The organism is Rathayibacter sp. VKM Ac-2929 (assembly GCF_022815495.1).
GTDB lineage: Bacteria > Actinomycetota > Actinomycetes > Actinomycetales > Microbacteriaceae > Rathayibacter > Rathayibacter festucae.
On record NZ_JALGRV010000001.1, the window covers coordinates 968,425 to 979,565 of the forward strand.

Genomic DNA, 11,141 nt, shown 5'->3' on the forward strand with positions numbered 1-11,141 from the left:
GCTGTGCCGGATGAACCACGGTGTCGCACTCCCTCTCGAACAGCCGGAGACGACCATCGGGGCCGCCGGCGGCTCGCTCGTCCGCCGGACCGTCCTCTCGAGCGGTGTCCGCATCCTCAGCGAGGCGATGCCCGGAGCCCGCAGCGCGACGATCGGCTTCTGGGTCGCGGCCGGCTCCCGCGACGAGGCGCCCGCCCTTCCCGCGGTCGACGGACGTCCCGCCGTGCCGTCCAACTTCGGCTCCACGCACTTCCTCGAGCACCTGCTCTTCAAGGGCACGGGCACCCGGTCGGCGCTCGACATCGCGGTCGCCTTCGACTCGGTCGGCGGCGAGCACAACGCGCTGACCGCCAAGGAGTACACCTGCTACTACGCCAAGGTGCAGGACCGCGATCTGCCGATGGCGGTCGAGGTCATCGGCGACATGGTCACCTCGAGCCTGCTCGACCCGGCCGAGTTCGAGACGGAGCGGGGCGTCATCCTCGAGGAGCTCGCGATGGCCGATGACGACCCGGCCGACGTCGCCAGTGAGCGGCTCTTCGAGGCCGTCTTCGGCGAGCACCCGCTCGGGCGCCCGATCGGCGGCACCCCCGCCATCATCGGCGAGGCCACCCGGGACGCCGTCTGGGCGCACTACCGCGCCGCCTACCGCCCGCGCGACCTCGTCGTCACGGTCGCGGGAGCGGTCGACCACGAGGTGCTCGTCGCGCAGCTCGAGCGCGTCCTCGCCGCCGACGGCTGGGATCTCAGCACGCCGGCCGCGCCGGTCGAGCGCCGGGTCGGCGGCTCGGCCGTCTTCACCCGCGGCACCGCCCTCTCGATCACGCACCGCCCGACCGAGCAGGCGAACCTGCTGATCGGCTTCCCCGGCCTGGCCGCCGCGGACGACCGGCGGATGACGATGGGCGTGCTGAACTCGATCCTCGGCGGCGGCATGTCCTCGCGCCTCTTCCAGGAGGTGCGCGAGAAGCGCGGCCTGGCCTACTCCGTCTACTCCTTCGCCCCGTCCTACTCCGACGCCGGGCTCTTCGGCCTCTACGCGGCCTGCACGCCGTCGAAGGCCGGCACCGTCGCCGAGCTGCTGCTGGCCGAGTTCACCCGGCTGGCGGAGCACGGCGTCACCGCCGAGGAGCTCGCCCGCGCCCGCGGCCAGCTCTCGGGCGCGGCAGCGCTCGCCCTGGAGGACTCGGACACCCGGATGTCGCGGCTCGGCCGCTCCGAGCTCACCTTCGGCGAGTTCGTCGACCTCGACGAGAGCCTGCGCCGACTCGCCCTCGTCGGCGCGGAGGACGTCCAGGCACTCGCGGCAGACTTGGCCCGGGGGCCGTCGTCGATCTCGGCCGTCGGGGCGGTCGACGAGTCGACCTTCGCCGGCATCGCCGAGATCGAGACCACTCCAGCGGCCTGATCCGCTCTGAGAACACCCGCTGACCGCGCACCGTCGCGCCGCACCAGGGAGGACCTCCGTGTCCCACTACATCTACCTCGTCCGCCACGGCGAGCAGCAGGACGCCGAGCACGGCATGCCCGACGGGCCGCTGTCGGCCCGTGGCGAGCGCCAGGCCCGGCTCATCGCCGAGCGGCTCGGCGGCGTCCCCTTCACCGGGGCGTGGCACTCGCCGCTGCGCCGGGCGGAGGAGACCGCCGCACGCTTCCAGGCGGTCCTGCCCGGGCTGTCGATCGAGCCGTCCTCGCTGCTGTTCGACTGCATCCCCTCCGGCCCGACCCCGGACATGCCGCGCGCCTTCGAGCCGTTCTTCGGCAGCGTCACCCCGGCCGAGATCGACGCCGGGCACGCGCAGATGCAGGACGCCGTGGCCGAGTTCCTCGCCCCGTCCCGCGAGGACCGCCACGACCTGCTCATCACGCACAACTTCGTCATCGGCTGGTTCGTCCGGCACGTCTTCGACGCCCCCGACTGGCGCTGGCTCGGCGTGAACCAGGCCAACTGCGGCCTGACGATCATCCGCGTCCGCTCCCGCAAGCCCCCGGTCCTCGTCGTCCACAACGACCTCGCCCACCTCCCGGTCGAGCTGCGCACCGGCCTCCCCGAGGCCCAGTCCTACTGACATCGCCTGCATGCTGATCGAGCAGCCCGCGCAGCGGGCGTCTCGAGATCCACCAGCGTCAGAACAGAAGCCTGCAGACCCGCCCTGCCGGCGACGGTCGGTCTCGATACGCCCCACCGGGGCTGCTCGACCAGCATGAAGCGGAGCTGTCGCCGTCCCCGTGATCGCGCAGTCGCCTGCGGCCGTGTCGCCCTCATGCTGATCGAGTAGCTCGCGCAGCGGGCGTATCGAGATCCCGCTCCGCCCGCAGTCCCACCCCACCCGCGGTCGTTAGGCTGGCACGGTGACCACCTCCGTCGCCGTCGTCGGTGCAACCGGCAAACTCGGCTCCCTCACCTGCTCGCTCCTCGAGGCCTCGGAGGAGTTCGACCTCGTCGCCCGGCTCGGCTCGCGCAGCGACCCGCGCGAGATGCTCGCGGCGGACGTCGTCGTGGACATGTCGCTTCCCGCCGTCAGCCAGCAGATCGTCGACCTCGCCGTCGCGAACGGCAGGAAGGTGCTCGTCGGCACCTCCGGCTGGACCGGCGACCGCATCGCGGCGCTCCGCCGCAGCGTCGACGCGCAGCCCGGCGCGGGCGTGGTGATCATCCCCAACTTCTCGCTCGGCTCGGTCCTCGCCACCGCGCTGTCCACCGTCGCGGCGCGCTTCTTCGACGCGGTCGAGATCGTCGAGACCCACGGCGCGCGCAAGGTCGACTCGCCCTCCGGCACCGCCGTGCGCACCGCCGAGCTGCTGCTCCGCGCGCGCGCCGAGCTGGGCCCCGTTCAGGCGCCGCACACCGACCAGCGCGCCCGCGGCCAGCAGGTGGCGAGCATCCCGGTGCACAGCCTGCGCCTGCCCGGGGTCGAGGCGCGCCAGGAGGTGGTCTTCGGCGGCACCGGCGAGACGGTCACGATCCGCCATGACACCACGTCCTCCGCGTCCTACGAGGCCGGCATCCTCCGCGCCCTCGACGCCGTGCGCAGCACCACCGGCGTGGTCGTCGGCCTCGACGCGCTGATCGACCTCCGCGCCGCCTTCGACGCCGCACCCCTGGCCGAGCAGGTCCGCGACGAGCCGGCGATCAGCGACGACGTGCCCTCCGGCCAGGCCGCGGCCGCCACGAGCGCCCCGTGAGGACCCGCATCGGCGTCGGCCTGATGGCCGTCCTCCTCGCGCTCTACCTCTTCGTCTGCCTGCAGTACTCGTACGTCGCCTTCGCCGCCGGAACGGTGCCGGGCATCGTGATGGGCATCGGCCTGCTCGTCCTCGGCGGAGTCGGCGTCTGGGGGCTCGTGCGCGAGATCTCCTTCGGCGTCCGCGCCGAGAAGCTGGCCCGGCGCCTCGAGTCCGAGGACGCCCTGCCCTCCGAGGTCCTCGAATCCAGTGCGACCGGCCGACTCGACCGGACCGAGGCCGACGCGCTCTTCCCGCGCTACGCGGCCGACGTCGACGAGGACCCCGAGAGCTGGCGCGCCTGGTACCGGCTCGGCCTCGCCTACGACGCGAGCGGTGACCGCAAGCGCGCCCGCGGGGCGATCCGCCGCTCGATCGCCCTGGAGCGCGAGCGGCCCGCCTGATCGGCGGCGCTCAGTCCGCCAGCACCGCCTGCAGCGCCTCGGCCACCGTGCGGTGCCGGAAGACGAAGCCGTCGTCGAGCAGCCGCTGCGGCACCAGCCGCTGACTCGAGAGCAGCAGCTCGTGCCCCGCGTCGCGCAGTGCGAGCTCGATGATCTTCTCGGGGACGGGCAGCTTGAACGGCCGGTGCATCAGCTCGGCCAGCGTGCTCATGACCTCGTTCGCCGTCGCGGCCTCGGGCCCCGCGAGGTTGACCGGGCCGGACAGCGACGAGGTCAGCAGGTGCCGGATCGCGGCGGCCTCGTCGTAGTGGCTGATCCACGGCCAGTACTGCTGTCCGCCGCCGAGCGGGCCGCTCAGTCCCAGCTTCGTCAACGGCAGCAGCGGCTTCAGGGCGCCGCCGTTCCCGAGCACGAGCCCGGTGCGCACCGTCACGACGCGCGCGGTCTCGGGAGCGAGCAGCGCCGCCTGCTCCCAGCGCTCGACGACGTCGGCGAGGAAGCCCTCGCCGCGGGGGGACTCCTCGGTCAGCTCCTCGCCCGGCCGGTCGCCGTAGTAGCCGACGGCCGAGGCGTTGAGCAGGATCGACGGGGGAGTGGACGCCATCCGCATCGCGTCGGTGATGGTCTGCGTGGCCTGCACCCGCGAATCGAGGATCTCGCGCTTGTACGAGGAGGTCCACGGGAGGCGGCTGATCGAGGCGCCCGAGAGGTTGATCACGGCGTCGACCCGGTCGAGCACGCTGAAGTCGAGCATGTGCGAGGCGGGCGCCCAGTGGAACTCGTCCGGGCTGGTCGGGGCGTGGCGGACCAGGCGGAAGATCTCGTGCCCGTCCGAGCGGAGCTGGCGCACCAGCTCCGAGCCGATCATGCCGCTCGCCCCGGAGATCAGGACCCGCAGCCGCTTCGGAGCCGCGGGCTCCTCCTGCGCGCGGGTCGCCGTGTCCGGCGCCTCGCCGGGCGGCACGGCCGGCCGCGGTGCCGCCGTGCGGGTGGAGCGCCGGGGGGAGTCGCCGGCGCTGCCGGTGCCGTCCTGGTCCGAGTGCCGTGCGGTCGATTCGCTCATGGTGCCTCCCGAGGCCCGTCGCGGGCCGCCCGCGAAGCGGGATTCAGCCTAGGGCCTCAGGCCCGGGAGCCGGCCGTGCGGCCGAGGACCCCGGCGCGCACCAGGAGCAGGTAGAGCTCGCAGCCCAGGCAGAGGCCGAACGCCGCGTTGAGGAAGGCGGCGAGGAAGGCGATCGCTGCGGCGACGGGGACCGCGCCCGGCACTCCGGCGAGGTGCAGGACGACTCCCGCGGCGGTGACGAGCAGCCCGACCAGCTGGGCGAAGCGCGGGGGGCGGGCGTCCTCCCACTCCGCCGGCGGAGCGAGGCGGGGCCGGATGAGGCGGCGGAAGACGACCGCCCAGGGCCCCGAGCCGACACCGCGGGAGGCCGACCAGGCGAACAGCGCCGCGAGGACCGCCAGCAGCAGGAAGCCGGGCTGGACGAGTCGGGCGGTGGAGTCCGCCGGCACCGGCGCCGCGAGCCCGAGCCCCACGGCAGCGAGCAGCAGCACGGCGGTGACGGAGGCGGCGAAGCGCGGTCCGCGCGGATCGACGGAGCCGGCAGGCGGGGCGGTGGTCATGCTGTCTCCAGTCGGTCGAGCTCGGCGAGGACGACGGCGCGGGCCGGAGCGCCGGCGATGCGGCTGCGGGCCACGCCGTCGGCGTCGAGCACGAGCAGGGTCGGGGTCTGCAGGATGCGGAAGCGGTCGGCCAGGTCGGCGCGGCGGGTCAGGTCGACGTCGAGGTGCACGACGCCGTCGCGACCGCCGGAGACGTCCGTGAGCATCCGGTGCACCGCCGGGCAGCGCGCGCAGTAGTCGGTGGAGAACTGCACGATCGTCGCTCGCCGGCCGAGGACCGCGCCGTCGACCAGCGCGGCCGGATCGATGCGCTCGGCGGAGGCGTCGGGCCGCGCGCGGACACGCCCGGCCGCGCGGCGGCGCAGCAGCCCGAGGGCGGTTCCGAGCGCGACGAGACCCAGCAGGGCGGCCGCGATCTGGAGAGGGTCCACGCGATCACGGTAGGCGCCGACTGCCCTGCACGCCCGTTCATTGCGCTCTGCGTCGACGGACCGTGCTCTATCGTCGAAGCCGTGACCGAGCAGAGCGAACCCGACAGCCCCGTTTTCCGCTCCGATGTCGTGGTCGAGCTCGTCCGCTCCAGTGCCCACGACTCCGATGTCCTCTTCGCCGCCCGCGTCTCGACGCAGGGCGAGAAGACCCTCGCCGGCGCCCTCGACGAGGAGTCGGCCGACAGCGAGCTGCAGGGCAAGCGCGACCGCGGCCTGATCAACTACCTGATGCGCGACCGCCACGGCTCGCCCTTCGAGCACAACTCGATGACCTTCTACGTGCAGGCGCCGATCTTCGTCTTCCGCGAGTTCATGCGGCACCGCATCGCCTCCTACAACGAGGAGTCGGGCCGCTACCGCGAGCTCCGCCCCGTCTTCTACGTGCCCGGCCCCCAGCGCAACCTCGTCCAGGTCGGCAAGCCCGGCGCCTACTCCTTCGAGCCCGGCACCCCCGAGCAGACGGAGCTCGTGGTAGACGAGACGCGACGCGCCAGCACCCAGGCCTTCGAGGCGTACCAGCGGATGCTCGGCGAGGGCGTCGCCCGCGAGGTCGCCCGCATCGTCCTGCCGCTCAACATCTACTCCTCGATGTACGTGACGCTGAACGCCCGCTCGCTGATGAACTTCCTCTCCCTCCGCACCAAGCGCGAGGACTCGACGTTCCCCTCCTTCCCGCAGCGCGAGATCGAGATGGCCGCCGAGCAGATGGAGCAGCACTTCGAGCAGCTCATGCCCCTCACCGCCGCCGCCTTCACCGCGAACGGCCGCGTCGCCCCCTAGCAGCGTCCCTGCCCGCACCGCGTCCGCTCTGCAGGCGCCTCTCCGTTGTGCAGGTACCTGTCCGGTCTGCAGGCGATCCGAGGACGAAGCCGCCTCGAGCCGCGCGCGTAGGCCCGGGCAGGCCGGGATCGCCTGCACACCGCACCACTCCCCGCGGAGGCATCACCCTCCACAGGAGCCGTGGCGTCGGATTCTCCACCGATCGGAGCCCGCGCCGCCCGCGCGCCCTTCCTGCGCGGCCACGCTCTCCCTGTGCGCGCGTCCTCCGGCTCCGTCCTCCGCGCCGGAGGCCTGGTGAAGACCGAGCAGTTCCTCCGCGAGGGCTCCTCCGCACGCGAGCTCCGCGAGGCGGTGAAGACCGGAGCGCTCCTCCGCGTCAGGAAGGGCTGGTACGCCCTTCCCGGAGTCGACACCGGAGTCGAGCGCGCCTTCCGCGTCGGCGGGGCCCTCGCCTGCGCGAACGCCGCCGTCGCGCACGGGCTCTGGGTGCCGCGCTTCCGTGGCCTGCACATCGCTGTCCGCGCCCACGCCTCGCGACTCCGCGATCCGGACCGTCACGCCGTCCGGCTCTCCCATGATCCCGGCGTCGTCGTCCACTGGTCGAAGGAGGCACCGCGGCCCTCCGCGCTGATCCAGGCGCTCGAGGACTGCGTCGTCGAGGCGGCGGCCTGCCAGGGTGCCGAGTTCGCCTTCGTCCTCCTGGAATCGGCGCTGCACCGGCGGCTCCTCGACTCCGCAGGTCGAGCGCGGCTCCTCGCGCGGCTGCCGGCTCCCCATCGGCGGCTCCTCCGCTGGGCCGGTTCGTCCTCCGAGAGCGGGCTGGAGTCGATGGTCGCCTTCCGGCTGCGAACTCTCGGGATCGCCTTCCGCCAGCAGGTGCGCATCGGCCACCGGCGCATCGACTTCCTGCTCGGCGAGGTGCTCGCCCTCGAGGTGGACGGTGCTGCGTTCCACGATCCCGAGCACGACAACCGGCGCGATGTCGAGCTCGGCCTGCTCGGCTACCGCGTCCGCCACTACCGCACCTCCCTCGTCCTCGACGACTGGCCCCTCGTCGAGGCCGACATCCTCGCCGCCCTCTCCCGCGGAGATCACGTCCGCACCTGACTCCCTCCGTCGGCGCACGGCGGGGATCCGTTCGATCTGCAGGTGTTCCAGCCCCGTCGAGGTCTCCGGCGCGGCTGAAGAGCCGTTCGGCTCGGCGACGCCTGCAGATCGAACGAGCGCCCGCAGACCCGGCCGGCACCCGCGGATCAGAACGCCTCCAGCCCGCGGCCGCCGACCCGTTACCCTGGGCTCGTGTCAACTCCGGAGAATCCTTTCGGCCAGGTCCTGGTCGCCCTGGTCACCCCGTTCACCGCCGACGGCGAGGTCGACTGGCCCGGTGTCGAGAAGCACATCGACGACTGCATCGCGAAGGGCGCCGACGGCATCGTCGTGACCGGCACCACCGGCGAGACCAGCACCCTCACCGACCCGGAGAAGATCCGGCTCGTCGAGGTCGGCAAGTCCGTCGCCGCGGGACGCGCGAAGATCATCACCGGCGGCGGCTCGAACGAGACCGCGCACGCGATGCAGCTCGCCCGCCAGAGCGAGAAGGCCGGCGCCGACGGCAACATGATCGTCACGCCGTACTACAACAAGCCCACCCAGGCCGGCATCCTCACCCACTTCCGGATGATCGCCGACGTGACGGACCTCCCGGTCATCCTCTACGACATCCCCGGCCGCACCGGCGTGCCCATCCGCTACGAGACGATCCTCCGCGCGGCTAAGCACCCCAACATCCTCGCCGTGAAGGACGCCAAGGGCGATCTCTCCGAGGTCAGCCGCGTCCTCAACCAGACCGACCTGATGTACTTCTGCGGCGACGACGCCAACGTCCTGCCCGAGCTGGCCATCGGCGCCACCGGCCTGATCGGCGTCACCGCCAACATCGCCGCCTCGCCGTACCGCACCATCGTCGACGCCGTGAACTCCGGCGACCTCAGGGCCGCCACCCTCGCGCACCAGCAGCTCGAGCCGCTCGTGCGCGCCGTGATGACCCACGTCCCCGGCACCGTCGCGGCGAAGTACATCCTGCACGGCCTCGGCCGCATCTCCTCGCCCCGCGTGCGCCTGCCGCTGGTCGGCCCCGAGGAGTCGGAGGCCGCCCTGATCGAGGACGAGCTCGGCCTCGTGCGGGACATCCCCGGCGTCGACTTCCGCAACTTCCGGCCCGACCGCAACGCCGCCGCGGGCGGCGCGCTGCCGAAGGTCGCCGGCACCACACGCTGACGCCGCACGAGCGGCACGGACGACTCCCGACCGAGGAAGAGGAGGGCGCATGCCCAGTCCCGTGATCACTCCTGCCGCGCTCGAGGCGGGCACGCTGCGGATCATCCCGCTCGGCGGCCTCGGTGAGATCGGCCGCAACATGACGGTCTTCGAGATCGACGGCAAGATCCTCGTGGTGGACTGCGGCGTGCTCTTCCCGGAGGAGAACCAGCCGGGCGTGGACCTGATCCTCCCCGACTTCACCCCGATCAAGGGCCGCCTCGAGGACATCGTCGGCGTCGTGCTGACCCACGGCCACGAGGACCACATCGGCGCCGTCCCCTACCTCCTCAAGCTCAAGCGGGACATCCCGCTGATCGGCTCGACCCTGACGCTCGCACTGGTCGAGGCGAAGCTGAAGGAGCACCGGATCAAGCCGTACACGCTCGCGGTGAAGGAGGGCGACGTCGAGAACCTCGGGCCCTTCGAGCTCGAGTTCGTGGCCGTCAACCACTCCATCCCGGACGCTCTCGCCGTCGCGATCATCACCGACGCGGGCTCGGTGCTGCACACCGGCGACTTCAAGATGGACCAGCTCCCCCTCGACGGTCGCATCACCGATCTCCGCGCCTTCGCCCGCCTCGGCGAGGAGGGCATCGACCTCTTCATGGTCGACTCGACCAACGCGGACGTTCCCGGCTTCACGCCGAACGAGCGCGACATCGGCCCGGTCATCGAGAGCGTGATCGCGAAGGCGACCCGCCGGGTGATCGTGGCCAGCTTCTCCAGCCACGTGCACCGGGTGCAGCAGGTGCTCGACGCCGCGCACGCGAACGGGCGCCGCGTGGCACTGCTCGGCCGCTCGATGGTGCGCAACATGGGCATCGCGGCCACCCTGGGGTACCTCAAGGTGCCGGAGGGTGTGCTGATCGACGTCAAGAAGGCGGGCGACATCCCGGAGGACAGGATCGTCTACATGTCCACCGGCTCGCAGGGCGAGCCGATGGCGGTGCTCAGCCGGATGGCGAACCTCGACCATCAGATCCAGCCCGGCGAGGGCGACACCGTCATCCTCGCGTCGAGCCTCATCCCGGGCAACGAGAACGCCGTCTACCGCGTGATCAACGGCCTGACCAAGCTCGGCGCCACCGTGGTGCACAAGGGCAACGCGAAGGTGCACGTCTCGGGTCACGCCGCCGCCGGCGAGCTGATCTACTGCTACAACATCCTCAAGCCGCTCAACGTCCTGCCGGTGCACGGCGAGTACCGCCACCTCGTCGCCAACGCGAAGCTCGCGCAGGCCACCGGCATCGCGGAGGAGAACACGATCATCGCCGAGGACGGCACGGTCCTCGACCTCCGCGACGGCGTGGTGACCGTGGCCGGCCAGCTCGACCTCGGCTTCGTCTACGTCGACGGCTCGTCCGTCGGCGAGATCACCGACGCCGACCTCAAGGACCGCCGCATCCTCAGCGAGGAGGGCTTCATCTCGATCATCGTCGTCGTGGAGGCGGGCACCGGCCGGATCGTCGTCGGTCCCGAGATCCACGCCAAGGGGTTCGCCGAGGACGACCGCGTCTTCGACGACGTGAAGCCGCGCATCGCAAAGGCCCTCGAGGAGGCGGTGCAGAGCGGAGTCAGCGACCAGCACGCGCTCTCGCAGAGCATCCGCCGCGTCGTCGGCCGCTGGGTGAACACCACCTACCGCCGCCGCCCGATGATCGTCCCCCTCGTCATCGAGGCCTGACCCCGGGCGGAGTGCCCCCGACGCTCCGACCCGTTCCCGCACCGTCACCCGCCCCCGGGCACCCGTCCGCACCTCATGCCAGACCCGATCCCCCACGGAGACCGCGCATGGACCACTCGATCCGCCCCGCCCGCCGCGAGGACGCCCCCTTCCTCGCCGACATGCTCGTCGACGCGGCGAACTGGAACTGGACGGCGGCCCGCACCCGCATCGACGTCCTCGAGGAGGAGTCGACCCGCCGCTACGTCGCCGGCTGGCCCCGGCCCGGCGATCTCGGCTCGGTCGCCGAGACCGCCGACGGCGAGCGGATCGGCGCCTGCTGGTTCCGCCTCTTCAGCGCCGCCGCACCCGGCCGCGGGTTCGTCGCCGCGGGCGTGCCCGAGCTGACCCTCGGGGTGCGGCCGGTCTGGCGCGCGCAGGGCATCGGCCGCGGGCTGCTGCGCGCCGCACTGGATCAGGCACGCACCGCCGGCTACGCGCGCGTCTCGCTCAACGTGTCGACGGACAACTTCGCCCGCCGGCTCTACCGGAGCGAGGGCTTCAGCGCGGTGGCCGACCGCGGCGACGCGGAGACGATGGTCGCGACGCTGCGCTGAGCAGGCGCGGTGAGGGCGC

Annotated in this window: 12 protein-coding genes; 9 read left to right on the top strand and 3 right to left on the bottom strand. The window is 72.5% G+C overall.

From position 1 onward, the window contains the following. The first annotated feature begins 10 nt into the window (after positions 1-10). The 4 genes from MT355_RS04320 to MT355_RS04335 all read left to right on the top strand — a co-directional run bounded on the left by MT355_RS04320 (position 11) and on the right by MT355_RS04335 (position 3,629). Positions 11-1,408: a pitrilysin family protein gene (locus MT355_RS04320; RefSeq protein ID WP_123737198.1), complete on the top strand. Its 1,398-nt coding sequence runs from the start codon at positions 11-13 to the stop codon at positions 1,406-1,408. Between the two features lie 58 nt (positions 1,409-1,466). Continuing rightward, a complete protein-coding gene (locus MT355_RS04325) occupies positions 1,467-2,069 on the top strand; it encodes a histidine phosphatase family protein (RefSeq protein WP_123447881.1) in 603 nt (200 codons plus the stop codon). A gap of 283 nt (positions 2,070-2,352) precedes the next feature. Beyond that, positions 2,353-3,186 (top strand): 4-hydroxy-tetrahydrodipicolinate reductase, encoded by an 834-nt coding sequence (dapB, locus tag MT355_RS04330; RefSeq protein ID WP_243598656.1) that lies wholly within the window; start codon positions 2,353-2,355, stop codon positions 3,184-3,186. Then, on the top strand, positions 3,183-3,629 hold the full coding sequence (locus MT355_RS04335; protein WP_243587340.1) for a hypothetical protein: 447 nt from the start codon (positions 3,183-3,185) through the stop codon (positions 3,627-3,629). Before dapB ends, MT355_RS04335 begins: the two co-directional genes overlap by 4 nt. 10 nt (positions 3,630-3,639) lie before the next feature. On the opposite strand, the gene MT355_RS04340 is transcribed toward MT355_RS04335, so the two are convergent. From MT355_RS04340 to MT355_RS04350, 3 genes are read right to left on the bottom strand one after another with little or no spacing between them, the layout of a single operon-like run. Then, a complete protein-coding gene (locus MT355_RS04340) occupies positions 3,640-4,692 on the bottom strand; it encodes a TIGR01777 family oxidoreductase (protein ID WP_279392004.1) in 1,053 nt (350 codons plus the stop codon). 56 nt (positions 4,693-4,748) lie between these two features. Continuing rightward, positions 4,749-5,252, bottom strand: coding sequence for a DUF4395 domain-containing protein (locus tag MT355_RS04345; protein WP_243598657.1), 504 nt, complete (start codon positions 5,250-5,252; stop codon positions 4,749-4,751). Beyond that, positions 5,249-5,683, bottom strand: coding sequence for a thioredoxin family protein (locus MT355_RS04350; RefSeq protein WP_243598658.1), 435 nt, complete (start codon positions 5,681-5,683; stop codon positions 5,249-5,251). The genes MT355_RS04345 and MT355_RS04350 overlap by 4 nt, the downstream gene beginning before the upstream one ends. Positions 5,684-5,764: 81 nt before the next feature. Between MT355_RS04350 and thyX the strand changes: the two genes are divergently transcribed. The 5 genes from thyX to MT355_RS04375 all read left to right on the top strand — a co-directional run bounded on the left by thyX (position 5,765) and on the right by MT355_RS04375 (position 11,122). Next, positions 5,765-6,523, top strand: coding sequence for an FAD-dependent thymidylate synthase (gene thyX / locus MT355_RS04355; protein ID WP_243598659.1), 759 nt, complete (start codon positions 5,765-5,767; stop codon positions 6,521-6,523). Positions 6,524-6,775: 252 nt separating this feature from the next. Then, the gene (locus MT355_RS04360) at positions 6,776-7,630 is read left to right on the top strand and encodes a type IV toxin-antitoxin system AbiEi family antitoxin domain-containing protein (protein ID WP_243598660.1); all 855 of its coding nucleotides are present in this window, start codon (positions 6,776-6,778) and stop codon (positions 7,628-7,630) included. A 192-nt stretch (positions 7,631-7,822) separates the two neighbouring features. Then, positions 7,823-8,800, top strand: a complete 978-nt coding sequence (gene dapA, locus MT355_RS04365) for a 4-hydroxy-tetrahydrodipicolinate synthase (RefSeq protein WP_173287593.1) — start codon at positions 7,823-7,825, stop codon at positions 8,798-8,800. Positions 8,801-8,849: 49 nt separating this feature from the next. Continuing rightward, positions 8,850-10,526, top strand: coding sequence for a ribonuclease J (locus MT355_RS04370; protein WP_243598661.1), 1,677 nt, complete (start codon positions 8,850-8,852; stop codon positions 10,524-10,526). A gap of 107 nt (positions 10,527-10,633) precedes the next feature. Next, positions 10,634-11,122 (top strand): GNAT family N-acetyltransferase, encoded by a 489-nt coding sequence (locus tag MT355_RS04375; protein WP_123444536.1) that lies wholly within the window; start codon positions 10,634-10,636, stop codon positions 11,120-11,122. Positions 11,123-11,141 lie beyond the last annotated feature (19 nt).

What these genes read in the sequence shown, in the direction of transcription:
- MT355_RS04345 (WP_243598657.1), bottom strand. Translation starts at nt 5,252, where the DNA reads ATGACCACCGCCCCGCCTGCCGGCTCCGTCGATCCGCGCGGACCGCGC.
- MT355_RS04320 (WP_123737198.1), top strand. Translation starts at nt 11, where the DNA reads ATGAACCACGGTGTCGCACTCCCTCTCGAACAGCCGGAGACGACCATC.
- MT355_RS04340 (WP_279392004.1), bottom strand. Translation starts at nt 4,692, where the DNA reads ATGAGCGAATCGACCGCACGGCACTCGGACCAGGACGGCACCGGCAGC.
- MT355_RS04375 (WP_123444536.1), top strand. Translation starts at nt 10,634, where the DNA reads ATGGACCACTCGATCCGCCCCGCCCGCCGCGAGGACGCCCCCTTCCTC.
- MT355_RS04370 (WP_243598661.1), top strand. Translation starts at nt 8,850, where the DNA reads ATGCCCAGTCCCGTGATCACTCCTGCCGCGCTCGAGGCGGGCACGCTG.